Origin of the sequence: Enterococcus sp. CR-Ec1, assembly GCF_002850555.1 — a bacterium.
GTDB lineage: Bacteria > Bacillota > Bacilli > Lactobacillales > Enterococcaceae > Enterococcus_D > Enterococcus_D entomosocium.
This window is the reverse complement of sequence record NZ_CP025223.1, coordinates 2,160,407-2,184,041: the sequence shown is the minus strand read 5'-3', so window position 1 is coordinate 2,184,041 and position 23,635 is coordinate 2,160,407. Positions and strand designations below refer to the sequence as shown.

Genomic DNA, 23,635 nt, shown 5'->3' with positions numbered 1-23,635 from the left:
CATGGCATTTAGAAAAGACTTTTTATGGGGCGGCGCAACAGCTGCCAATCAATGTGAAGGAGGCTACCAAGAAGGCGGACGTGGCTTGGCAAACGTTGACGTGGTACCGATCGGCAAAGATCGTTTTCCAGTCATTACTGGTCAAATGAAAATGTTCGATTTTGATGACGAACATTTCTACCCAGCAAAAGAAGCGATCGATATGTATCATCGCTACAAAGAAGACATCGCGCTATTTGGCGAAATGGGCTTTAAAACCTACCGTTTGTCGATCGCTTGGAGTCGGATTTTCCCTAAAGGTGATGAAACAGAACCAAATGAAGACGGCTTGAAGTTCTATGAAGATCTTTTCAAAGAATGCCACAAATATGGGATCGAACCATTAGTAACGATCACTCACTTTGATTGCCCAATGCATTTAGTTGAAAAATACGGAGCATGGCGTTCTCGTGAATTAGTCGGATTCTATGAAAACTTGTGTAACGTGATTTTCAACCGCTACAAAGGATTAGTAAAATACTGGTTGACCTTCAACGAAATCAACATGATTCTACATGCGCCATTTATGGGAGCGGGACTTTATTTTGAAGAAGGCGATAACGTTGAGCAAGTGAAATATCAAGCGGCTCACCACGAGTTGTTGGCATCCGCAATCGCAACGAAAATCGCTCACGAAGTTGATCCTGAAAACAAAGTAGGTTGTATGCTGGCTGCTGGCGCGTACTATCCATATACAAGCAAACCAGAAGATGTCTGGGAATCACGCAAAGCAGATCGCGAAAACTATTTCTTTATTGATGTTCAATCACGTGGGGAATATCCACAATATGCGCTGAAAGAAATGGAACGCAATGGGATCGAAATCAAAATGGAAGAAGGCGACCTTGAGCTGTTGAAAGCTCACACCGTAGACTTTATTTCTTTCTCTTACTATTCTTCACGCGTATCAACAACGGACGCTGAATTGTTAGAACAAACGGCTGGCAATATTTTTGCCTCTGTGAAAAACCCATACTTGGAAGCAAGTGAGTGGGGTTGGCAAATTGATCCACTTGGTTTGCGGATTACAATGAATGACATTTATGACCGTTACCAAAAACCATTGTTTATCGTTGAAAATGGTCTAGGCGCTGTGGATACACCAGATGCAGATGGCTATGTGGAAGATGATTACCGCATCCAATATTTGGCAGAGCATATCCAAGCAATGAAAGATGCGGTTGAACAAGATGGTGTCGACTTATTGGGTTACACGACTTGGGGTTGTATCGATTTAGTTTCAGCTGGAACAGGTGAAATGAAAAAACGCTATGGTTTCATTTATGTGGACCGTGACAATGAAGGAAACGGCACCTTGAAACGAACCAAGAAAAAATCATTTGATTGGTACAAACAAGTGATTGCTTCAAATGGTGAAGATTTATCGAATAACTAATCAAAAGAAGCTGCAGTTGATCCCGTTGAGAAATCAAAGGGGATCCACTGCAGTTTTTTTAAAGTCTTTTTGAAATCTTTGTAACGAATGGTTTCTTTAAGAAGAAATAGACATTCAGATATTTTGACAAGCGCCAATGTGATTGTTGTATAATGTTTATGTTGCAGCAATCACAAAAAGGTGACCTTAAGGATGACATGTTTTGTCCTCAAAATCGCCTTTCTCTGTTTTTTAAAGAACTTTTTCAATTTCTGGAATCATTTTTTGAGGATTTGTCTGGGGAGCAAAACGCTCAACGACTTTACCTTGGCGATCCACCAAGAATTTCGTGAAATTCCATTTAATGGCTTTTCCTAGCGTGCCAGGTGCTTCTTCTTCCAAATAGCGAAACAAGGGATCCGCGTCTTTTCCATTGATCACTGTTAACTTGTGCATCGGAAAGTCGACACCATAGGTGGTTCGGCAAGCGGCTGCGGCTTCTTCGGCTGACCCGACTTCTTGTTTGAACTGATCAGAAGGAAACCCTAAAACGACCAATCCTTGGTCTTTATAAGTTTCATAAAGACCTTGTAGTTCTTTGAACTGCGGGCTCAAACCACACTTCGTAGCTGTATTGACGATCACTAGCGGTTGACCTTCGTATTTTGCTAGCGAATAAGTTTCGCCATTTTCCAATGTTGCTTGGTAGTCATAGATTGACATAGCAAACGCTCCTTTTAATGTAAATCGTAGTCGATAGCTTCTGAGACAAGTATAGAGCAAAGTCTTCAAAAAAACCAAGCAAACTTCTTGGCGCATTTTATTTTTTATGGAAAACAAAAAAGTCCAGCAGTCACCGAGACCGCTGGACTTTAATTATGCTTCTGGCAATACTTCGGGTTCTGTTTCTTGTGGATGAACGACAGATTTAGTTTTCCATACACCGGAGTGCCAACGATAAATCATTAAGACGCTGCGCAATGCTTCGTCAATGGCATAAGCGATCCAAACGCCGATCAAGCCGAATTTAAAGACGATCGCCAGTGAATAGGAAAACGGTAAGCTGATGACCCATAGAACAACTAGACTACAGATCAATGGGAACTTCACATCGCCACTTGCATTTAAGGAACCCACAAGGATCATATTGACTGCACGCGCCGTTTCTAAAACGATCTCTACCAAAAAGACACCTTTGGCAATCTCGATCACTTCCGCGTTGGTGGTAAAGATTCCCATGATTGGCTCAATAAACAAGTAAGTCAATAAACAGATCGTTACCGAGGCAATGATCCCGATCACCATCGTGCGCATGCCTCGCTGATGCGCGCGATCGTATTCTCCAGCACCGACATTGCGGCCAATCATGATTTGATTCCCTTGACTCAATGCGGAGGCAATCAAATAAACAAATTGGGTGATAGCTGTTACGTAAGATTTTGCAATCAAGACGCTGGCACCAAGTTGAGCCACGATCATCGTCACTACGACTTGCGCTCCTTGATAGGAAAGAGACTCGCCAGAAGAAGGCAATCCGTAAGTCAAAATGTTTTTCATCACACCCCAAGAGACATTCGAGAAACGGGCAGATAAAACAGAAAAATTCACATGCTTCTTCAGCAACATTGCGGCAATTATTAAACCAATCGAATTACCAAAGACGCTAGAAAATGCCAATCCGGTCACACCAAAATTCGGTAAACCAAAGGGGCTATATAAGACAAAGTAATTCCCAATGACGGCTAGGATACTAGCAAACATCGGCACCAATAACGCAGGTTTTGTGAAACTGTGGCTACGCATGACAGCAATTATGACCGCCGTGATCGATGAAAGGAACAGACTTCCCCCATACACTTGTAAGTATCCATGACCTAAAGCAACTAATTCAGCATCCAATCCCATGAAACGAAGGAGATAGGTTGAGCCGAAAAGGAACATTAAGCTGATCAAAATCCCGATGAACAATGAGCCAAAAAGAGCGGTATTGATGACTTTCGGTATCTGGTCGCGTTTTTTCGCACCAATCAATTGTGCGATAATGATCTGAGTACCCACGGTGATGAAACCGTAAATAAAGACCGTTAAATTCAATAGTTGATTGGCAGCACTGACGGCCGCTACTGCTGGCTCGGAGTAATGAGAAATCATCCAAACGTTGACATTCCCAATAACGACCCGCAAAAATAGCTCAACAAAAATCGGCCAGCTGAGGAAAAGCAGTTCACGGTCTGATTTTCCTAAAAGTTTTTTCTTATTCAATTGTAAGGACTCCTTATTTTCTATATAATAGACGTATCGTGAAAATTTTACAAAAATTGAAAAGAAAGTCAATGTAATTTTCAAAAGTAAAAGCAGGAATATCTTATTATTTTTTGTAAGCAGATGAGTTGAAAGAATTTGCTTTTGAAAGTAAAGTATGGGTAGTCCAAATTGGAGGGAAATATATGTATGATGTAATTATCATCGGCGCAGGCCCTGCGGGGATGACAGCAGCGCTTTATGCGTCAAGATCGAATTTATCAGTACTAATGATTGAACGAGGCGCACCTGGCGGTCAAATGAACAATACGGCTGAAGTTGAAAACTACCCAGGATACGAATCAATCTTAGGCCCTGAATTAGCATTTAAAATGTATGAAGGTGCCATTAAATTTGGTGTTGAAAATGCCTATGGGATCGTTCAGAGCATCACGGATCAAGGTGAATTCAAAGAAGTTGCCACCGAAGACAAAACCTATCAAGGGAAAACAATCATCATTGCCACAGGATGCGTACATAGAAAGTTAGGCGTCAAAGGCGAAGAAGAATTCGCGGGACGCGGTGTTTCATACTGTGCGGTTTGTGACGGTGCCTTTTTCCGTAACAAACGCTTGATTGTTGTTGGCGGAGGCGACTCGGCAGTCGAAGAAGCTATCTACTTAACACAATTTGCTTCCGAAGTAACGATCGTTCACCGTCGTGACGAATTACGAGCACAAAAAATCATTCAAGACCGCGCATTTGCCAACGAGAAAATCTCTTTTATTTGGGATTCTGTTGTTGAAGAAATCAAAGGCAATGAGATGGTCGTGACTGGCGTGCAAATCAGAAACGTAAAAACGGATGAAGTGACAGAAGAAGCTGCTGGCGGTGTCTTTATCTATGTTGGTTTAGATCCGTTGACAGAACCATTCAAAGCCAGCGGTATCACGAATGATGCTGGCTGGATTTTAACCAATGAGCAGATGGAAACTTCAATTCCTGGTGTTTACGCGGTTGGCGATGTTCGTGAAAAAGGCTTGCGTCAAATCACGACGGCAGTCGGCGATGGCAGTATTGCTGGTCAACAAGTGTTTGATTTTATTGAAACACAAAAGGATGCTCAATTAACGAAATAGTTTAATGGAATCAGCTGTTATTTTTAAAGTGTCAATCACTTTTGATAGCAGCTGTTTTTATTTTTCGTTTGGTTATTCTTTGAGAAATCTGTAAGTAGTGTTATACTAATTTTAGAGCATTTTAACGGAAAAAGGAGAGGTTATTTTATGGCATGGGAACAAACATTTAATCAATGGAAAAACAGTGAACACTTAGATCCACAATTAAAAGAACAATTGACCGCATTAGAAGCAGATCCTGCGATGTTAGAAGACGCTTTTTATATGCCTTTGGAATTTGGGACTGCCGGTATGCGAGGAATTTTAGGACCTGGTATCAATCGGATGAACATTTATACGATTCGTCAAGCAACCGAAGGATTGGCTCGCTTTATGGATACACAAGATCCTGAAACAAGACGTCGTGGCGTAGCGATCGCCTATGATTCCCGTCATTTTTCACCTGAGTTCGCGATGGAAGCGGCAAAAACATTGGCAAAACACGATATTCCAGCCTTCGTCTTTGAAAGCTTACGTCCGACGCCAGAATTATCTTTTGCTGTGCGTTACTTAAAAACCTTTACTGGAATCATGATCACAGCTTCTCACAATCCAGCCGAATACAATGGCTACAAAGTATATGGGGAAGATGGTGGACAAATGCCACCAGCAGATGCGGATGCATTGACAAAATTCGTTCGGGAAATTGAAAATCCGTTAGAGATCCCTGTATTAAGTGAAGAAGAAGCCAAAAACAGCGGCTTGATCTCTATTATTGGTGAAGAAATCGATACTGCCTATCTGAAAGAGATCAAAGAAGTCACGATCGATCAAGAATTGATCGATACGGTGGGCAAAGATTTGAAACTTGTCTATACACCACTTCACGGAACAGGGCGGATGCTTGGGGAGAAAGCGTTGAAACAAGCTGGTTTCCAACAATTCATTATTGAACCTTCTCAAGCGGTTGCTGATCCAAATTTCAGTACAGTAAAATCACCGAATCCAGAAGAGCACTCTGCCTTTGAATATGCGATTGCTTTAGGAGAAAAAGAAGGTGCTGACCTGTTGATCGCAACAGATCCAGATGCCGATCGCTTAGGAGCTGCAGTAAGAATGCCAGATGGCAACTACCAAGTGTTGACAGGTAATCAGTTAGGCGCATTGATGATCCGTTACATTTTAGAAGCCCATAAAACAGCTGGGACATTGCCAGAAAATGCAGCAGTCTTAAAATCGATCGTTTCTAGTGAATTGCCAACAGCGATCGCTAAATCCTACGATGTGGATATGATCAACGTATTGACCGGCTTTAAATTTATTGCCGAAAAAATCCAACAATTTGAAAAAGACCATTCTCAAACCTTTATGTTTGGCTTTGAAGAAAGCTATGGCTACTTAGTAAAACCATTCGTACGGGACAAGGACGCGATCCAAGCGCTCGTTTTATTAGCAGAAGTGGCTGCTTTTTACAAACAATCAAACAAAACATTGTATGACGGTCTGCAAGATATTTTTGAAGAGTACGGTTATTATGCAGAAAAAACGATTTCTGTAACGATGAGCGGCATGGAAGGGGCAACTAAGATTGCTGCCTTGATGAAGACTTTCCGTGAAAAAGCACCTTCTGTCTTCGCAGGAACCCCTGTCGTACAAACAGAAGACTTTAAACTGTTGACTCGTGTGGGCTTAGATGGTCACCAACAAAAAATGACCACACCGCCTTCTGATGTTTTGAAATACACCTTGGAAGATGAAAGCTGGATTGCGGTTCGTCCTTCTGGGACCGAACCGAAAATCAAGTTTTATATTGGTGTAAAAGGCGAAACGGCAGAAGCAGCAGAACAAAAAATTGCTGATCTGCAAGCAGCGATTGAAGAAATCACAGGTGAATAAAGTCATCTGCTGCCTTCATAATCAAAAAATTGCAATTTGACTGAATGATCCGAGTGATAGAAAAAGAAGCATTTGTTTCCCCAACGAACAGTTGTTGAGGGACCTAAGCTTCTAAAGGGAATTTTCTGACACTTGGATCTATTCTTGTCTTTTATCTAATTACTTCTCCTTGTTTGGCGGCCGCTGATTGACAAGCCGTCTATCAGGGGCTAAAATGCAAAAGGAAATAAGAGAGGATGTGGCGCGATGACTCCGCCTAAATTAGAGGAAATTCAGCAAGTAACGCAGATTTTTAAGATGCTTAGTGATCCGACAAGATTAAAAATTTTGTTGTCCCTTCAAGAGGGTGAACGCAATGTCACTTCAATCGCGGAACAAGTACATATGGAACAATCAGCAGTCTCTCATCAGTTGAAACTATTGAAAGATAATCGGATCGTAAAGTCGGAAAGACAAGGAAAAACCATCCTTTATAGTCTTGATGACAAACATGTTGTGGATATTTTGCAAAAAACATTCGAACATATCCATCACCGTTAAAACTAGGGCGAGAATTTCTCAAAAGTCCTAGTTTTTTCTTATTGTTTTTGGTATGCTAGTGGAAATATTAAAATTAGATGAACGGTTTTTAATAACGTTTTCAGTTAGGGGGCTTTATGGGTAAGCAATTGAACATTGGATTATTAGGAATGGGTGTTGTCGGCAGCGGGGTATGCCAAGTGTTGGCAGAGCAAAAAGAAGCCATTCTGGCACGCACAGGAGTCAGTGTGCAAATCACGAAAGCATTAGCTTCGCCTTATGAGGATAAGTCTGCGTTAGCAGCTAAGTATGGGTTTGCTTTGACGAATGAGGCGAATGAGTTGTTTGAAGATGAGACCATCGACGTAATTGTGGAATTGATCGGGAAGATCGATCCGGCAAAAGCGTTTATTTCAGCTGCTTTAGAAAATAAAAAGCATGTTGTGACGGCAAATAAAGATTTGATTGCCACCCATGGACCTGAACTGCTGGCAATTGCTGAAAAAGCCGGTGTTTCTCTTTATTATGAAGCCAGTGTGGGGGGAGGAATTCCGATTTTGCGCACATTGAGCACCCACTATCTACCTGATACGATCACAGGGATTTTTGGCATCGTCAATGGGACGACCAATTATATGCTGACGAAAATGACGGAAGATGGCATGACCTATGAAGATGCGTTGTCACAAGCTCAAGTAAAAGGTTTTGCCGAATCAGATCCTTCCAATGATGTTGACGGTATCGATGCGGCTTATAAAATGGTGATCCTGACCAAATTTGCTTTTGGGAAAACAATCGACGTTGCTGATGTTGCAACAAAAGGTATTCGCGGATTAGCTGTAGAAGATATTAAGCAGGCACAAGCTTTTGGCTATGAAGTGAAATTGATTGGCGCAGCTCAAAAGACTGATGACGGTTCCCTTACTGTATCGGTTGGGCCGGTGTTAGTGCCAAAAAACCACGCCTTGGCGACGATCCAAAATGAGTTCAATGGTATTTTTATCAAAAGCGACGGAATTGATCAGTCGATGGTTTATGGACCAGGGGCTGGATCGCGTCCGACAGCCACTAGTGTGGTTGCCGATTTGACGGTATTGGCTAAAAACAAAACATTCGGGATCGTTGAACCTTTTTTAACCTTTGAAAAAGAAACAGCATTGGCTTCGGTACAAGAAGTTCCTGTGCAACACTATGTTTCCTTTTCAAGTAAAGACCTTAATGCAGCTTCTTTCCCAGAATGGTTTGAATCAAAGCACACAGCATTTGATGAAGCAAGCCAACGAATAGCTGGAATCACGAAGCCAATCAGTGAAAAGGAACTAACAGTAGCACTCAAGGCATACGCGAATACGCAAAACGTGCAAATAATGAAAGTGATGGAGGAATAAACATGTATCAAGGATTATTGCATCAATATAAAGAATATCTCCCAGTTAATGAAAATACCCCAGCATTGTCGCTGGCTGAAGGAAATACACCTCTGATTCCATTACCAAGTCTTTCAAATGAATTAGGGATCCAATTGTATGGAAAATACGAAGGCCTGAATCCGACAGGCTCATTTAAAGACCGCGGCATGGTGATGGCGGTGGCAAAAGCGGTAGAAGAAGGCGCGAAAGCGATCGTTTGTGCCTCGACAGGAAATACTAGTGCAGCCGCAGCCGCTTATGCGACCAGAGCAGGAATCAAAGCTTATGTCGTCATTCCAGAAGGCAAGATCGCTATGGGGAAACTGGCGCAAGCGATCGTTTATGGAGCGGACATCATTTCGATTCCAGGAAACTTTGATGAAGCGTTAAAAGCAGTCCGGGATATTGCGAAAACAGAAGCTGTGGCATTAGTGAACTCTGTCAATCCTTATCGTTTAGAAGGACAAAAAACAGCTGCCTTTGAAGTATGCGAACAGCTAGGACAGGCGCCTGATGTTCTTGCAATTCCAGTTGGTAATGCTGGGAATATCTCGGCTTATTGGAAAGGATTCAAAGAATGGCATGAGAAAAAAGGCACCACGTTGCCAAGAATGCATGGGTTTGAGGCAGAAGGTGCGGCTGCCATCGTTCGTGGGGAAGTCATTGAACAGCCGGAAACCATCGCTACAGCGATTCGTATCGGCAATCCAGCCAGCTGGCAGTTGGCAGAAGCCGCTCGTGATGAATCAAAAGGATACATCGATGCAGTAACCGATGAGGAAATTTTGAATGCGTATCGTAAAATTGCTGCGCAAGATGGTGTGTTTATTGAACCAGGCTCAGCTGCCTCGCTGGCTGGTGTCATCCAGCACGTGAAAGCAGGGAAAATCAAACCAGGTGAGACTGTCGTTGCCGTCTTTACTGGAAATGGTCTGAAGGATCCTGATACAGCTATCAAAGCGACAGAAGTAACCATCAATAAGATGAGTGATTTAGAAGAAATGCGTCAGCATCTTCGTGAAGGAGTTGCCAAGTTATGAAGATCCGCGTTCCTGCAACCAGTGCGAATTTAGGGCCTGGTTTTGATTCCTGCGGGATTGCCCTGTCAAAGTATTTGTTCATCGAAGTTTTAAAAGAAAACGATACATGGGAGATCATCCATGAGCTAGGCTCAGAGATCCCAAACGATGAAACTAACTTACTTTTGCGTGTGGCACTAAAATTAGCACCAGACATGAAACCCCTGAAGATCCGTATGAGTTCGGATATTCCTTTGGCACGAGGCTTAGGCAGTAGTTCCTCGGTGATCGTCGCTGGTATTGAACTAGCCAACCGAATGGCACACATGAATCTGAGTGCAGCACAAAAGCTTGAGATCGCAACTGCCATTGAAGGGCATCCTGACAATGTTGGACCAGCGATCTATGGAGATTTTGCAGTTGCTGCTTATGACCATCAGCACAAGCATACGTATTTAGTAAAGCATCATTTTCCAGAGTGCGAGATCATTGCCTATATTCCTCATGAAGAACTGTTGACTGAAGCAAGTCGTCAAGTCTTGCCGCAAACACTTTCTCACGAGCAAGCAGTCGAGGCCAGTGCGATCGCCAATGTTATGATCGCAGCGGTCATCAATGGCAATCTGCCTCTTGCAGGGAAATTAATGCAGCAGGATCGTTTTCATGAAGCTTATCGGGAAAAGCTTGTGCCACACTTGTCGACCATTCGCCAGATTTGCGAAGAAGAAGGCGGCTATGGCTGTTTCTTAAGCGGCGCTGGACCAACGGTCTTAGCGATCGTCCCAGAGGAACGGGCAGAACGAATCTCAAAACTTTTACATGCCTTGGAGAGCAATGCGTATATCGAACAATTACAAATCGATCGTGAAGGGCTGCAAGTTTTTTAAAAAACTTTGAAATGATAGATATCCTAAAAAAGATGAGCAGACGGCAGTCTGTTCATCTTTTTTTATTGCGTTATCGTTGTCAGTCTTTTGTCTCTGAAGTGTAATAGCTATGGTCTTCTAAGTTTAATGCATTTAAAATCATTGAGGCGGTTTCTTCGATGGAAAGGGAAGCGACATTGATCACGACACAACCTAATTTCTCATAAAGATCATTAGCAAACGTCAGCTCCGCTTTGATTTTTTCAATATCGGAATATGCAGAGTCAGGGTTCAGGCCGTAAGAACGCATCCGTTCTTTGCGGATACTGTTTAACACATTCGGATCGTTTGTTAACCCGACGATTTTTTTCGGATCGATTTCCCAGAGCTGTTTCGGGATGTGGGCTTGTGGAACCAAAGGCAAATTAGCGACTTTTAAGTTTTTGTTCGCTAAAAATAGACTCAACGGTGTTTTTGAGGTTCGAGAAACCCCTAGTAACACGACATCTGCTTCCAAGAAGCCACGAGGGTCTTTTCCGTCATCGTACATGACCGCAAATTCCATGGCTTTGATGCGTTTGAAATAATTTTCGTTCAGGTGGTGCAAAGCCCCTGGCTCTCGTGAAGGTGCTACTCCAGTGCGGCGTGCCACTTCACTGACAGGCGGTGTTAATACGTCGAAATGATAGAGATCCGCTTCTTCACAAAAATGATTCGTCAAATCCACGAGTTCTTCTTTGATCAAAGTGTGAAGGATAATGGCATTGTGTTTCTTAGCATCTGATAATGCTTTGATCAAGTGCTCTTTCGTGTGGATAAACGTGCGTCTAAAAAGGTTAAATTCGACGCTGGGGTACTGTGCCATTGTCGCTTGGGCAAGCTTCGATGCTGTTTCACCGGCAGAGTCCGACAAAACGAACATCGTCACTGCAGCACTGGTTTGCAATTTTTCTTGCAAGTCTAGTTGTTCTGGTTCATTTGGCTTCATAAGAAAAATCCTCTCTTGCTTTTTTATTGATTTCATTATACCATACTTAAGATTGATAAAATCGGAATGATTTTGATTTATCAGGAGGGTCTACGATGAAAAATCAAACGCTCATAGAGCATGCCATGACAACGTTGAAAGAAAATGGCTTTAAAAATACAAAAAAAAGAGAAGCGATCATTACCTATTTAGTGAAACGCAATCGCTATTTACCGGCAAAAGAAATTCATGAATACATGTCGGAAAAGTACCCTGGCTTGAGTTATGATACGATCTACCGGAATTTGCACGATTTTTCTGAGATCGGTATTTTAGAAGAAACAGAACTGAACGGTGAGATGAAGTTTCGCTATAACTGTTGTGCAGAATTAGAAGACCATCATCACCATCACTTTATTTGTACGGTTTGTGGCAAAACAAAAGAACTGCATATTTGCCCAATGGACTTCTTTCAAGAACAGCTTCCCGGTTGCTTGATCGAGGGTCATCGCTTCGAGATTTTGGGTCGTTGTGAAGAATGTCAATGAAAACCCAAACAAACTTGACAGTATCGAAGACTTTTTTAACAGAATGCCTTGACACTTTTTCAGGGGTTAGCTATAATTTTTAAAGGACAGTCGTGTTTTTTGGGATTTTATTTCAATAACAACTACGGTTACTTTTTAAGCTCGGAGGGAGGGAATTTACATGTCAAAAACAGTCGTTCGCAAAAACGAATCACTTGACGATGCTCTTCGTCGCTTCAAACGTTCCGTGTCAAAAGCGGGTACTTTACAGGAATCTCGTAAACGTGAATTTTACGAAAAACCTAGCGTAAAGCGTAAGAAAAAATCTGAAGCAGCTAGAAAACGCAAAAAATTCTAATTTTCTACTGTTTTGAGAATTGGAGCTGGTAGTGTGACACTACTAAGTACACTGAATGATGACATGAAGACAGCGATGAAAGCCAAAGACAAGGAAACCTTGCAGGTGATCCGCATGTTGAAAGCATCAATTCAAAATGAGCAGATCAAAAAAGGTTCTGACTTGAATGAAGAAGAAGAGTTGACCGTTTTATCTCGTGAGATGAAGCAACGTCGGGACTCTTTACATGAGTTTGAGAAAGCTGACCGAAATGATCTAGCTGAGAAAGTCAAAGTTGAAATTGCAGTTGTTGAAAAATATTTGCCAGCACAACTTGATGAAGCGGAAATCCGCCAAATCGTTGCTGGAGCGATTGAAAAGACTGGTGCTTCTTCTTCCAAAGAATTTGGAAAAGTGATGGGTGCTGTAATGCCGCAAGTCAAAGGCAAAGCAGACGGCAATCAAGTCAATGCGATCGTTAAAGAATTATTGGATCAAATGTAAGCTCACGCCGCGAGTATGGATGACATGCTCGCGGCTTTTTTCTGATTTCAAAAACTTAAAAAAAGCATAAGGACAAAAAGGAAACTACCCTTGGACTTTATAAGTAATTTTTCTTTTTTCCATCTTATGTTATTATTAATAAGAACGCCAAAAAAGGAGCTGTAACATATTTGACAGACAAAACTATGACGATCGAGATAACACTTAGTGAGAACGATGACGTTCGTTTACTCTTAGGTGCTCACGATAAGAACATTAAAATCATTGAAGACTCGACGGGGACGGTCATTCACACTCGTGGGGAGCTGATCCAAATCGTCGGCGAAGCGGAAGCTACAGAAAAAGCACAATCCGTGATCCGAGCGTTGCAAGAGTTGATCAAACGAGGCATCAATATCAGTACTCCTGATGTGATCACAGCTTTGAACATGGTAAACAAAGGCAGTCTTGATTATTTCAAAGATATGTATGAAGAAGAAATCATCAAGGACCGTAATGGGAAACCGATTCGGGCAAAAAATGCCGGTCAAAAGAAATATATCGAAGCTGTCCGTAAACATGATGTGGTCTTTGGGGTCGGACCAGCCGGAACCGGAAAAACCTTTCTGGCCGTCGTAATGGCGATCGCTGCTTTAAAGAAAGGTCAAGTGCAAAAGATTATTTTGACACGGCCCGCGGTTGAAGCAGGAGAGAACCTTGGCTTTCTGCCAGGCGATTTGAAAGAAAAAGTCGATCCTTACTTGCGACCGGTTTATGATGCGTTGTATCAAATTTTCGGGATGGATCATACGAACCGTCTGATGGAACGAGGCGTCATTGAGATCGCACCATTAGCATATATGCGAGGGCGTACATTAGAAGATGCCTTTGTCATTTTAGATGAAGCGCAAAATACGACGATCGCTCAAATGAAAATGTTTCTGACGCGTTTAGGATTCAACTCCAAAATGATCGTCAATGGCGATACGAGTCAGATCGACTTGCCAAAAGGGACTTTAAGCGGTTTGATCCATGCGGAGCGAACGTTGCAGGAAATCCCTAAAATTGCTTTTGCTAATTTTGAAGCAGGAGATGTGGTGCGGCACCCAGTTGTGGCCGATATCATTCGAGCTTATGAAGAAGCAGATCTTAAAGACAAGCGCTGATCGTCTTTCAGGAGGAGAACTATGATCATTCAACCACTACGGAAACTTAGAGAAAGACTCGGGAAGTTTTATTTACCAGTTTTGATGTTTCTCTTCTTTCTTTTTTCGATTGGTATCATGTACACCAGTGTCAAACAGAATAATGTCGATTATAGCGAAGGCCAGGTGGCGGAAGAAAACATTCGTGCCAATAAAACGATCGAAAACACTACTGCAACGGAACAAAAACGCAAATTGGCAGCAGAAGCGGTTCCGCCAGAGTACACCTATCAGGATACTCTAGCGCAGACACAGCACGATCGCATCGACCACCTTTTTGACTTAGTTGATTCAGTCAAAAAATCAACGGATGAGACACATGCAAAAGAAGTTGCTGAGGCGGATGAGGATGAAAATATCCCTAAACCGAGTACGGATGAATACATTGCAGCCTTAAAAAAAGAGTTTGAAAAAATGAGTGATGATGAACTCGATTTCTATCAGTCATTGACGAATAATTTTTTGTCGACATTGTTTTCATTAAGTACCGATGAATTGAATACGGTACGAACCTATGCGTTGCAGCTAGTAGACGAGCAAATGGCCAAACAGATCCGTCAAACAGAACTCAGTACTTTCCGCTCAGAGGCGGAAGACAAGATCCAATTTCTAGATGTTACTTCGGATATGGCGTCCGTTTTACGCTTCATTGTCAATCAAGGAATCGTCGTCAATGATATTCCCAATGAAAAGCGGACGGAAGAAGCGAGACAAACCGCCATGGATGCTGTTCCACCGGTAATGATCTATCAAGGGGAGATCATTGTTCGTGAAGGATCACAGATCGATGCCAACGCATTGGAAAAGCTGCAGCTTTTAGGAATGACCAATCAGACCTTCTCAGTTTTTCCATTAATCGCCTTAGTTTTAGCGACCTGCTTACAAATGCTCATGCTGTTTTATTATACAAGACAGACAAAAGATGTTGAAAAGCGAATGAACGCCGTCACTTTTTATATTTTGGCGATGGCATTCAGTATCTTGATCATGAAATTTTTCCAACTGTTCCAATCAGAATTAGTGACCTTTATCCCGCTCTTTTTCCCAGCAGCCTTTACACCGCTGATTTTAAGCATTTTCTCCAGCAGACGTTTAGGGATATTAGCCGCGATTTTCCAAGTGGTCAGTGCACTCTTCATTTACTTTGATTCCAGCGGGACCAACTTGTTGACGACTGTTTTAGTGACCTATCTCTTCTCTGGGTTGATGGGGACGATGATCAAACGAGCACGTATCGCCAGTCAAGGGAAAATCGCAGTCATGTGGGTGATCGTTTTCCCATTACTCTTAAGCATCATGTTGGTCATTTTCCAAGGAATGGATTTGGCCCGCGGCAATACGTGGACAACACTCGTTTGTGGATTGGCCGGCTCGCTTCTTAGCTATTTGCTGACGATGGGGCTGCATCCATATATCGAATTATTGGTAACGGATGAAAGTATGATCGTGTTGAATGAATTGAGTAACCCGAACCACCCGTTATTGAAGCAGTTGCTGGAAGAAGCACCAGGGACCTATCATCACAGTATGATGGTTGCTAATCTTAGCGCCAATGCCGTCGCCGAGATCGGTGGGCAAAGCTTACTGACCCGCGTGGCTTGTTATTACCATGATATTGGCAAAGTCAAACATGCCAATTTCTTCGTAGAAAATTTACCTGCTGGTGCCGAAAATCCGCATAATTTTTTGCTGCCGGAAGACAGCAAACAAATCATCTTCGGTCACGTGATCGACGGAGCGGAAATTCTCGAAGAAGCCAAAATGCCGCGGATGGTGATCGATATTTGCCGTCAACACCATGGCACAACTCTGATGCGTTATTTCTATGTAAAAGCTCAAGAGCGTAATCCCGAGGTGACAGAAGAAGATTTCCGTTATCCTGGGCCAAAACCGCAGACACGAGAAGCGGGTGTCGTGAGTATCGCTGACAGTTGTGAAGCAGCTGTTCGAGCGATGGAAAATCCGACCAATCAAAAAATTCAAGAATTTGTTGCGAATCTCATCAATGATCGGATCTTAGACGGTCAATTAGATGAAACGGGACTAACGTTGAAAGAAATCCGGATGATTGAAAAATCACTGGTCAACGGACTATGCAGTACCTTCCATTCACGGATCAAATACCCAAAAATGAAATCGGAAGCAGAGAAAATGAAAGAAGAACAAGAAAGAAGAGAGCGCTAATGGAGATTACCTTTTTAGATGAGACAAATTCAGTGGGGGAAACGAAGATCAAAGAGATCGAAGGACTTCTGCAATTTGCTGCAGGACATTTAGACCTTCCAGAGGATACGGAAATGTCCGTCACGTTTATGGACAATGCAGCCATCCAAGAAATCAATCGGGAGTATCGCGGCAAAGATATGCCGACAGATGTCATCAGTTTTGCCTTCGAAGAAGAAACGGCGGAGGAGATGCCGATTATTTTTGACGAAGCCCTTGAAGAGATGCCTCGTGATCTAGGAGACATTATGATCTCCATAGAACGGGCAAAGGAACAAGCTGCTGAATATGGGCATACCTATGATCGGGAACTTGGTTTCTTGGCGCTGCATGGTTTCTTGCATATCAATGGCTATGATCATATGACACCAGAAGATGAAAAGGAAATGTTTGGATTGCAAAAGGAAATACTGGATGCCTATGGACTCAAAAGATAAGAATATTGGGAAAAATAAACAGTTTATCTCGTCAATCGAATTTGCTTTCACCGGTATAAAAACCGTCTTTAAAGAGGAACGTAATATGCGTAAACATGTTGGGTTAGGCATCGTTGCGATCATTGCAGGTTTTATTTTCCGTTTGAATCAAATGGAATGGCTTTGGCTGCTGTTAGCCGTTTTCTTGGTCTGGATCGTGGAGATCATCAATACAGTCTTTGAGAATGTCGTTGACATGTTTACGGACTTTCATTTCCATCCAATCGGGAAAAAAATCAAAGATATGGCAGCTGGTGCTGTGCTGATGACCGCAGTTTTTGCATTAGTGGTCGCAGCGATCATCTTCTTGCCAAAATTACTGCAGCTCTTCTGATACGCACTAAAACCACAAGATAAAGGGGAACAACAATGACAACACACAAATCAGGCTTCGTTGCGATCGTCGGACGGCCAAATGTTGGGAAATCCACACTACTAAATCGAGTTGTAGGACAAAAAATCGCGATCATGAGTGACAAGGCGCAAACGACTCGTAATAAAATCCAAGGGGTCTATACGACAGATGACGCACAGCTGATCTTTATCGATACACCAGGGATCCATAAACCCAAACACCGTCTAGGCGATTTTATGGTGGAAACCGCCTATAGCGCACTTCGTGAAGTTGACGTGACACTATTTATGATCAGTGCCGATCAAAAGCGCGGCAAGGGTGATGATTTTATCATCGAACGGTTGCGTCAAAGCCAGACGCCGGTTTTCCTAGTGATCAATAAAATTGATAAAGTCCATCCGGATGCTTTATTGGCAATCATTGAAGATTACTCCTCACAAATGGACTTTGCCGAGATCGTACCGATTTCTGCAACGGAAGGCAATAATTTCGAAACGCTAATGAAACTATTGGTCGATGAAATGCCTGAAGGTCCTCAGTATTTCCCAGAAGATCAAATCACTGACCATCCAGAATACTTTATCGTTTCCGAGTTGGTACGGGAAAAAGTCTTGCTGCTGACCAGAGATGAAGTGCCTCACTCGGTAGCGGTCGTCGTTGACTCCATGAAACGAGATCATAATGATAAGGTGCATATTCAAGCGACGATCATTGTCGAACGTGACAGCCAAAAAGGCATTATCATCGGTAAAGGCGGTAAAATGCTGAAGCAGATCGGGACGAAAGCCCGTCTAGATATTGAACACTTATTAGATGACAAAGTCTTCTTGGAATTATGGGTGAAAGTTCAAAAAGATTGGCGCGACAAGCAGACCTTCTTAACGGATTACGGCTATCGTAAAGATGAGTATTAAGGAAAGGCAGATCCATCACGGTCTGCTTTAAAGAGGAAAAACTGATGCAGTTAGCCAACTGGATCAGTTTTTTTCAAGAAATGAGGTGCGACGATGAATCTTGTTGAAACAAAAGGAATTTTGCTTTTTTCAAAGGACCATAAAGAAAAAGACAAGCTAGTCAAAATCTTTACGGAATCTGCCGGGAAGCAAATGTTTTATGTCAAGGGTGCTCATCGGAAAAATAACCCCTTGGCACCAGCGTTGCTCTCCTATACTGAAGCCACCTACATGGGAACCATCAAAACGGAAGGCTTGTCCTTTTTAAACAATGCCAAAGACATTCATCCTTTTCGTACGATCCAAAGTGATATTTTTATTGCTGGTTATGCGACCTACTTGTTGAATTTGGCTGATTCTGCTATCGATGATCGGGTCTATGACCCACATCTATACCACTTTTTACATGAGGCATTGCACTTAATGGATCAAGGGAACGACGCAGAGATCATCACCAATATCTTTGAGATCCAGATTTTGCATCGTTTCGGGATCAGCCCGAATTGGACCCATTGTGCCATCTGCGGAAAAACCGACGGTCGGTTTGACTATTCCTCAAAATATAGTGGCATTTTATGCGAACAACACTGGGGGATGGACGAACGTCGCTATCATGCGGATTCTCGTGCGATCCATTTTATTCGCTTATTTTCGCAAATATCCTACGAGCAGATTGCTTCGATCAAATTAAAGCCAGAAACGAAAGCAGCGATTCGACAAGTGATCGATCTATTGTATGATGAATATGTGGGCATTCATTTAAAAAGTAAGAAGTTTATCGATCAGATGGGGCAATGGCAAGACGTCTTAAAACCGAAAAATCAATGATAGAGTTGGCGAAACTTCAATGGAGTTAAGCCGACTCTTTTTTTGAATAATGCGGTAAAGTGACTCGCATCCTGAAACCCTACAGCAAAAGCGGCTTGCTGAATGGGCAGATCCGGCTGTGCCACCAAAAGCTCTTTGGCACGGGTCATGCGATAGTTTAATAAGTATTGGGCGGTGGATTGTCCTAAAAAACGCTGGAACAACCGAGAGAGATATTGAGGCGAAACATAGACTAAACCAGCCAATTTTTTGATCGTGATCGCCTGATCATAATTGGTTTCGATTTCTTGTATAACAGGGACCAGATATTGTTGAAACAAGGGGTGTTTTTCGGTTGGATTCCCAGAGCGCTCTTGCATGATCGCCAGCAAAAAACGATAACACTCACTAGAAGCCTGTAACGGATCCCAGCTTATTTTTTGGTCTTCTTTAATGCGTTGTTTGATCCAAGTCATATAGGAAAAAGTTTTAGACTCTTCAACTAAAAGATAAGGTTGACTTGTAAATTGTTTTAATATCTCAGCTGCCAAAGGTCCTTGAAAGGTAGCGAAGGAGGTTTTCCAATCTGATAAGGGATAGTAGCGATGAGGAGTGAAAGGGAAAATCAAGATGCCTTCACTGGGACGTAAAATAAAGGATTCTTGACCAAAGGTGACGCGACCTTCTCCTTGTTCTGTCTGCAGCCAATGAAAGTAAGGGTAGCCATCGAGACGAACAACGTCATCTTGTGGCCAATCGTTTCCGATACTTTCAAGCGACAAAGGCAACTGCTGGTTTGTTTGATAAAAATAAATAGGCATGTTCAACCTCCATGTTTCGAAAAGTTATAAAATAGTGTTTCATGTATTATACTACAACAAAATGAAAAGCCTTACAATAAGAGAGTAGAAATCATTTTATTTTAAAGGAGCGTTCACTTATATGACAAAATTTTTTGATCGAATTCTATTCGGCGGCGATTATAATCCAAATCAGTGGCCGAAAGAGATTTGGGAAGAAGACATTCGGATCTTTAAAAAAGCAAGTATCAATAGCGCGACCGTCAATGTTTTTTCATGGGCAAAGATCCAACCCTCTGAAAATTGTTATGATTTTGAGGAATTGGATCAAATCATCGAAAAATTAAGTACGGAGGGCTTCGACATCGTCTTAGCCACTTCCACAGCCGCTTTGCCAGCTTGGATGTTTAAGAAGTATCCGGAAGTCGCTCGCACCGATTATGATGGACGCCATCATAAGTTTGGGCAACGGCATAATGCCTGTCCCAATAGTTTGGTTTATCAAAAATACGCAGAACGTCTGGCAACGAAATTAGCCGAACGTTACGGCGAAAATCCACAAGTGACTTGTTGGCACATCAATAATGAATACGGCGGCGAATGTTATTGCGACAACTGTGAAAAAGCGTTTCGTGTTTGGCTAAAGGATAAATATCAAACGATCGAAGCACTGAATAAAGCCTGGAATATGGAATTTTGGGGTCATACTGTATATGAATGGGACGAAATCGTTCTGCCAAATGCGCTGTCAGAAGGAATCGGTTATGACAAGACGGCATTTGCAGGAATTTCTATTGACTACCGACGCTTCAACTCGGATAGCCTTTTAAAAAACTATATGATGGAGCGGGACGCTATTCGGAAAATCGATCCCACGACACCGATTACAACGAATTTGATGGGAACCTTTAAAGGACTGGATTATTTCAAGTGGGCGAAGGAAATGGACCTTATTTCGTGGGATAATTATCCAGCGTATAATACGCCATGGAGTTTAGTAGCCATGACACATGATCTAATGCGCGGCTTGAAACAACAGCCCTTTATGCTGATGGAACAAACACCCTCTCAACAAAACTGGCAACCCTATAACTCATTAAAAAAACCGGGACAAATGCGGGCGCAAAGCTACCAAACGATCGCTCATGGGGCGGACACGATCCAATATTTCCAATTGCGACGTTCCATCGGTGCTTGTGAGAAATTCCATGGAGCTGTTATCGAACATGTCGGTCATGAAGACACGCGAGTTTTCCGAGAAGCGGCAGCTCTTGGTGCTGAATTAGCGCAGCTTTCAGACATTATTGGGACGCAAACTCAATCACAGGTTGCCGTGATTTTCGATTGGGACAATTATTGGGCATTAGAATATACGAGTGGTCCGACCGTTGATCTGAAGTATGTAGAACAGATCCATCGCTACTATCGTTATTTTCATGAACAAAATATTGCCGTCGACTTGGTTCCCGTGGATGCTGACTTATCAAAATACAAATTAGTCGCAGCACCTGTTCTCTACATGATCAAAGAAGGAATGCAAGAGCGGCTCACTGATTTCGTCAAACAAGGTGGTTCTTTACTTACCACGTATATGAGCGGTATCGTTGATCAATCTGACAACGTTCACTTAGGGGGCTATCCTGGGCCATTGCGGGAGTTAGCTGGCATCTGGGTGGAAGAAATCGATGCATTAGCCCCAGAACAATCAAACGGCGTTTCCTTAGTCAATGAAGAACGGACAGGAACCAGTAATTTAGTCAGCGATTTGATCCATTTAGAAACCGCCGAAGCGCTAGCGCATTACACAAGCAATTTCTATGCAGGAATGCCGGCAGTGACGAAAAATATGTTTGGCGATGGCACCGTCTATTACTTTGGTGGACAGTTGGAAGATCAGCTGCAAGATCAGCTTTTCAAAACGATTGTCGAAGAAAACGATATCACCCCAGTGATCGAGGAAGCAACAAAACTAGAAGTTGCCTGTCGTGAAAATGCAGAGGCGAAATTCTTCGTTATCATCAATTTCCACGAAGAAGCACAACCGTTGCCAGCAATGTTTGTTGGAAAGACGGATCTTCTGACGGGTGAGGTTCTTTCTTCAGAAATGATGCTGACACAATACACCACCTATATCGTCAAAGAGGAGCGTAACTGATGCGAACTTTTGCTATCGAAGATGACTTTTATCTAGACAAAAAGCCGTTCAAAGTGATCTCTGGAGCGATCCATTATTTTCGGGTCGTTCCTGAATATTGGCAAGATCGATTAGAGAAACTACGCTTGATGGGTTGTAATACTGTGGAAACCTATGTTCCGTGGAATCTCCATGAAGCACAGGAAGGCGTCTATCAATTTGAGGGGATCCTTGATTTGCGGCGATTTATCCAAACGGCACAAGAAGTAGGGCTTTATGTCATTTTGCGACCAGCACCTTATATTTGTGCAGAATGGGAATTTGGGGGACTGCCTTATTGGCTTTTGCAAGATCCCATGATGAGGCTTCGGTTTGATTATCCACCATTTATGGAAAAAATCACTCGTTATTTCGCCCATTTGTTTCCACAAGTGCGGGATCTGCAGATCACCCAAGGCGGTCCGATTTTAATGATGCAAGTAGAAAATGAATACGGCAGCTACGCCAATGATAAAGAGTATTTGCGGAAAATGGTGGCTGCGATGCGGCAACAGGGTGTAGAAACGCCGTTAGTGACCTCTGACGGACCTTGGCACGATATGTTAGAAAACGGCACTATCAAAGACTTGGCATTGCCTACGATCAACTGCGGCTCCAACATCAAGGAAAACTTTGAAAAACTTCGAAGATTTCACGGAGAAAAACGGCCACTGATGGTCATGGAATTTTGGATCGGCTGGTTTGATGCTTGGGGTGATGACCATCATCATACAACATCAACGGCTGATGCAGTAAAGGAGCTTCAGGATTGCTTGGCAGAAGGTTCTGTCAATATTTATATGTTCCATGGCGGGACCAATTTTGGCTTTATGAACGGGTCAAACTATTACGAGCGCTTAGCGCCGGATGTCACTAGCTATGATTATGCTGCCTTGTTGACAGAATGGGGAGAACCTACTGCCAAATACCAAGCCTTCAAAAAAGTGATCGCTGACTATGCGGAAATTCCTGAGTTTCCCTTGAGTATGAAACTTGAGCGAAAAGCTTATGGAACATTCTCAGTGAAAGAACGAGTCTCCTTGTTTTCGATGATCGACACGATCAGTCAACCGATCATAAGGAATTACCCTTTATCGATGGAAGCCTGCAATCAAGCGACAGGTTATATCTACTATCGCTCACTGATTGGGCCTGCACGGAAGATTGCCGACTACCGTCTGATCAATACGATGGATCGTGCCCATACGTTTATCAACCAGGAACTTTTGCGCATCGATTACGATCGAGAAATCGGTCAATCCTACAGTTTCGATCTATCAGAATCAGAAAACGAGTTGGGGATCTTGGTGGAGAATATGGGGCGGGTCAATTATTCCGTTAAAATGAACCATCAGCACAAAGGCATTAAAGACGGTGTGATCATTAATGGCGCATTCCAAAGCAACTGGGAAATCTATCCCTTGCCGATGGATAATTTGCATGCCATTGATTTCCAAGGAAAATGGCAAAAAGGCCAACCAAGTTTCTCACGCTTTGAATGTGTTTTTGATGAATGTGCAGATACCTTTATCGAATTGCCGGGCTGGGGCAAAGGGTTTGTCCAAGTCAATGGTCATATGATCGGCCGTTTCTGGGAAAAAGGACCGCAGCAGCGCTTGTACGTCCCGGCGCCGTTTTTAAAAACTGGAATGAATGAGATCATTGTTTTTGAAAGTGATGGGAAAATCGCTGATGAGATCGTCTTTCATGATCAGGCGGATTTAGGTCCAGAAGGATAAAAGTTCAAATTAATCATTGACAAACCCTAGCTTCAACTACTATCATAAGGGTAATCGAATCCGTGCTATGACCGGAAGAAAGAAAGAAGACCATTCCATGAAGCGAAC

At 42.7% G+C, this 23,635-nt stretch carries 22 protein-coding genes; 18 read left to right on the top strand and 4 right to left on the bottom strand.

What is annotated here, in order from left to right:
* The first annotated feature begins 1 nt into the window (after position 1).
* Positions 2–1,435: a 6-phospho-beta-glucosidase gene (locus CXM95_RS10575; protein WP_008378424.1), complete on the top strand. Its 1,434-nt coding sequence runs from the start codon at positions 2–4 to the stop codon at positions 1,433–1,435.
* 231 nt (positions 1,436–1,666) lie between these two features.
* Here CXM95_RS10575 and CXM95_RS10570 read toward each other — a convergent pair whose 3' ends face one another.
* Both CXM95_RS10570 and CXM95_RS10565 read right to left on the bottom strand, forming a co-directional pair.
* A complete protein-coding gene (locus tag CXM95_RS10570; RefSeq protein WP_005235460.1) occupies positions 1,667–2,137 on the bottom strand; it encodes a glutathione peroxidase in 471 nt (156 codons plus the stop codon).
* A gap of 153 nt (positions 2,138–2,290) precedes the next feature.
* On the bottom strand, positions 2,291–3,676 hold the full coding sequence (locus CXM95_RS10565; RefSeq protein ID WP_008378420.1) for an MATE family efflux transporter: 1,386 nt from the start codon (positions 3,674–3,676) through the stop codon (positions 2,291–2,293).
* Between the two features lie 185 nt (positions 3,677–3,861).
* Here CXM95_RS10565 and trxB point away from each other — a divergent pair, with 185 nt between their 5' ends.
* The 6 genes from trxB (at position 3,862) to thrB (ending at position 10,503) form a co-directional block, all read left to right on the top strand.
* Positions 3,862–4,794 carry a thioredoxin-disulfide reductase gene (trxB, locus tag CXM95_RS10560; protein ID WP_008378419.1) on the top strand — a complete coding sequence of 311 codons (933 nt, stop codon included), beginning with the start codon at positions 3,862–3,864 and terminating at the stop codon, positions 4,792–4,794.
* Positions 4,795–4,941: 147 nt separating this feature from the next.
* Positions 4,942–6,669 carry a phospho-sugar mutase gene (locus tag CXM95_RS10555; RefSeq protein ID WP_016620427.1) on the top strand — a complete coding sequence of 576 codons (1,728 nt, stop codon included), beginning with the start codon at positions 4,942–4,944 and terminating at the stop codon, positions 6,667–6,669.
* Positions 6,670–6,915: 246 nt separating this feature from the next.
* Positions 6,916–7,209, top strand: a complete 294-nt coding sequence (locus tag CXM95_RS10550; RefSeq protein WP_005235473.1) for an ArsR/SmtB family transcription factor — start codon at positions 6,916–6,918, stop codon at positions 7,207–7,209.
* A gap of 116 nt (positions 7,210–7,325) precedes the next feature.
* Positions 7,326–8,576, top strand: a complete 1,251-nt coding sequence (locus CXM95_RS10545) for a homoserine dehydrogenase (protein ID WP_101699152.1) — start codon at positions 7,326–7,328, stop codon at positions 8,574–8,576.
* 2 nt (positions 8,577–8,578) lie between these two features.
* A complete protein-coding gene (gene thrC / locus CXM95_RS10540; protein WP_016620425.1) occupies positions 8,579–9,637 on the top strand; it encodes a threonine synthase in 1,059 nt (352 codons plus the stop codon).
* On the top strand, positions 9,634–10,503 hold the full coding sequence (gene thrB / locus CXM95_RS10535) for a homoserine kinase (protein WP_008378411.1): 870 nt from the start codon (positions 9,634–9,636) through the stop codon (positions 10,501–10,503). Before thrC ends, thrB begins: the two co-directional genes overlap by 4 nt.
* A 79-nt stretch (positions 10,504–10,582) precedes the next feature.
* On the opposite strand, the gene CXM95_RS10530 is transcribed toward thrB, so the two are convergent.
* Positions 10,583–11,470 carry a pyruvate, water dikinase regulatory protein gene (locus CXM95_RS10530; RefSeq protein ID WP_008378409.1) on the bottom strand — a complete coding sequence of 296 codons (888 nt, stop codon included), beginning with the start codon at positions 11,468–11,470 and terminating at the stop codon, positions 10,583–10,585.
* A gap of 95 nt (positions 11,471–11,565) precedes the next feature.
* Between CXM95_RS10530 and CXM95_RS10525 the strand changes: the two genes are divergently transcribed.
* From CXM95_RS10525 to recO, 9 genes are all read left to right on the top strand, one after another.
* Positions 11,566–11,997, top strand: a complete 432-nt coding sequence (locus tag CXM95_RS10525; RefSeq protein ID WP_008378408.1) for a Fur family transcriptional regulator — start codon at positions 11,566–11,568, stop codon at positions 11,995–11,997.
* Between the two features lie 160 nt (positions 11,998–12,157).
* Positions 12,158–12,334, top strand: a complete 177-nt coding sequence (rpsU, locus tag CXM95_RS10520; protein WP_002356740.1) for a 30S ribosomal protein S21 — start codon at positions 12,158–12,160, stop codon at positions 12,332–12,334.
* Positions 12,335–12,367: 33 nt separating this feature from the next.
* Complete coding sequence (locus CXM95_RS10515; RefSeq protein WP_005235483.1) at positions 12,368–12,817, top strand: GatB/YqeY domain-containing protein; 450 nt, start codon at positions 12,368–12,370, stop codon at positions 12,815–12,817.
* A 185-nt stretch (positions 12,818–13,002) separates the two neighbouring features.
* Positions 13,003–13,962 (top strand): PhoH family protein, encoded by a 960-nt coding sequence (locus CXM95_RS10510; protein ID WP_016612213.1) that lies wholly within the window; start codon positions 13,003–13,005, stop codon positions 13,960–13,962.
* Positions 13,963–13,983: 21 nt separating this feature from the next.
* On the top strand, positions 13,984–16,185 hold the full coding sequence (locus CXM95_RS10505; protein ID WP_016612212.1) for an HD family phosphohydrolase: 2,202 nt from the start codon (positions 13,984–13,986) through the stop codon (positions 16,183–16,185).
* Entirely contained in the window at positions 16,185–16,661 is a 477-nt protein-coding gene (gene ybeY, locus CXM95_RS10500) for an rRNA maturation RNase YbeY (protein ID WP_008378268.1), read from the top strand. Before CXM95_RS10505 ends, ybeY begins: the two co-directional genes overlap by 1 nt.
* A complete protein-coding gene (locus tag CXM95_RS10495) occupies positions 16,645–17,034 on the top strand; it encodes a diacylglycerol kinase family protein (RefSeq protein WP_016612211.1) in 390 nt (129 codons plus the stop codon). The genes ybeY and CXM95_RS10495 overlap by 17 nt, the downstream gene beginning before the upstream one ends.
* A gap of 35 nt (positions 17,035–17,069) precedes the next feature.
* Positions 17,070–17,969 carry a GTPase Era gene (gene era / locus CXM95_RS10490; protein WP_008378264.1) on the top strand — a complete coding sequence of 300 codons (900 nt, stop codon included), beginning with the start codon at positions 17,070–17,072 and terminating at the stop codon, positions 17,967–17,969.
* A gap of 93 nt (positions 17,970–18,062) precedes the next feature.
* Positions 18,063–18,836 carry a DNA repair protein RecO gene (recO, locus tag CXM95_RS10485; protein WP_101699151.1) on the top strand — a complete coding sequence of 258 codons (774 nt, stop codon included), beginning with the start codon at positions 18,063–18,065 and terminating at the stop codon, positions 18,834–18,836.
* On the opposite strand, the gene CXM95_RS10480 is transcribed toward recO, so the two are convergent.
* Positions 18,830–19,636 carry an AraC family transcriptional regulator gene (locus CXM95_RS10480; RefSeq protein ID WP_101699150.1) on the bottom strand — a complete coding sequence of 269 codons (807 nt, stop codon included), beginning with the start codon at positions 19,634–19,636 and terminating at the stop codon, positions 18,830–18,832. The genes recO and CXM95_RS10480 overlap by 7 nt on opposite strands.
* A gap of 121 nt (positions 19,637–19,757) precedes the next feature.
* On the opposite strand from CXM95_RS10480, the gene CXM95_RS10475 reads away from it, so the two are divergent.
* Positions 19,758–21,770 carry a beta-galactosidase gene (locus CXM95_RS10475; protein WP_101699149.1) on the top strand — a complete coding sequence of 671 codons (2,013 nt, stop codon included), beginning with the start codon at positions 19,758–19,760 and terminating at the stop codon, positions 21,768–21,770.
* Positions 21,770–23,527: a glycoside hydrolase family 35 protein gene (locus CXM95_RS10470; RefSeq protein WP_101699148.1), complete on the top strand. Its 1,758-nt coding sequence runs from the start codon at positions 21,770–21,772 to the stop codon at positions 23,525–23,527. The genes CXM95_RS10475 and CXM95_RS10470 overlap by 1 nt, the downstream gene beginning before the upstream one ends.
* Positions 23,528–23,635: the final 108 nt, after the last annotated feature.

What these genes read in the sequence shown, in the direction of transcription:
- CXM95_RS10575 (WP_008378424.1), top strand. Translation starts at nt 2, where the DNA reads ATGGCATTTAGAAAAGACTTTTTATGGGGCGGCGCAACAGCTGCCAAT.
- CXM95_RS10570 (WP_005235460.1), bottom strand. Translation starts at nt 2,137, where the DNA reads ATGTCAATCTATGACTACCAAGCAACATTGGAAAATGGCGAAACTTAT.
- trxB (WP_008378419.1), top strand. Translation starts at nt 3,862, where the DNA reads ATGTATGATGTAATTATCATCGGCGCAGGCCCTGCGGGGATGACAGCA.
- CXM95_RS10555 (WP_016620427.1), top strand. Translation starts at nt 4,942, where the DNA reads ATGGCATGGGAACAAACATTTAATCAATGGAAAAACAGTGAACACTTA.
- CXM95_RS10550 (WP_005235473.1), top strand. Translation starts at nt 6,916, where the DNA reads ATGACTCCGCCTAAATTAGAGGAAATTCAGCAAGTAACGCAGATTTTT.
- CXM95_RS10545 (WP_101699152.1), top strand. Translation starts at nt 7,326, where the DNA reads ATGGGTAAGCAATTGAACATTGGATTATTAGGAATGGGTGTTGTCGGC.
- thrC (WP_016620425.1), top strand. Translation starts at nt 8,579, where the DNA reads ATGTATCAAGGATTATTGCATCAATATAAAGAATATCTCCCAGTTAAT.
- thrB (WP_008378411.1), top strand. Translation starts at nt 9,634, where the DNA reads ATGAAGATCCGCGTTCCTGCAACCAGTGCGAATTTAGGGCCTGGTTTT.
- CXM95_RS10530 (WP_008378409.1), bottom strand. Translation starts at nt 11,470, where the DNA reads ATGAAGCCAAATGAACCAGAACAACTAGACTTGCAAGAAAAATTGCAA.
- CXM95_RS10525 (WP_008378408.1), top strand. Translation starts at nt 11,566, where the DNA reads ATGAAAAATCAAACGCTCATAGAGCATGCCATGACAACGTTGAAAGAA.
- rpsU (WP_002356740.1), top strand. Translation starts at nt 12,158, where the DNA reads ATGTCAAAAACAGTCGTTCGCAAAAACGAATCACTTGACGATGCTCTT.
- CXM95_RS10510 (WP_016612213.1), top strand. Translation starts at nt 13,003, where the DNA reads ATGACGATCGAGATAACACTTAGTGAGAACGATGACGTTCGTTTACTC.
- CXM95_RS10505 (WP_016612212.1), top strand. Translation starts at nt 13,984, where the DNA reads ATGATCATTCAACCACTACGGAAACTTAGAGAAAGACTCGGGAAGTTT.
- ybeY (WP_008378268.1), top strand. Translation starts at nt 16,185, where the DNA reads ATGGAGATTACCTTTTTAGATGAGACAAATTCAGTGGGGGAAACGAAG.
- CXM95_RS10495 (WP_016612211.1), top strand. Translation starts at nt 16,645, where the DNA reads ATGGACTCAAAAGATAAGAATATTGGGAAAAATAAACAGTTTATCTCG.
- era (WP_008378264.1), top strand. Translation starts at nt 17,070, where the DNA reads ATGACAACACACAAATCAGGCTTCGTTGCGATCGTCGGACGGCCAAAT.
- recO (WP_101699151.1), top strand. Translation starts at nt 18,063, where the DNA reads ATGAATCTTGTTGAAACAAAAGGAATTTTGCTTTTTTCAAAGGACCAT.
- CXM95_RS10480 (WP_101699150.1), bottom strand. Translation starts at nt 19,636, where the DNA reads ATGCCTATTTATTTTTATCAAACAAACCAGCAGTTGCCTTTGTCGCTT.
- CXM95_RS10475 (WP_101699149.1), top strand. Translation starts at nt 19,758, where the DNA reads ATGACAAAATTTTTTGATCGAATTCTATTCGGCGGCGATTATAATCCA.
- CXM95_RS10470 (WP_101699148.1), top strand. Translation starts at nt 21,770, where the DNA reads ATGCGAACTTTTGCTATCGAAGATGACTTTTATCTAGACAAAAAGCCG.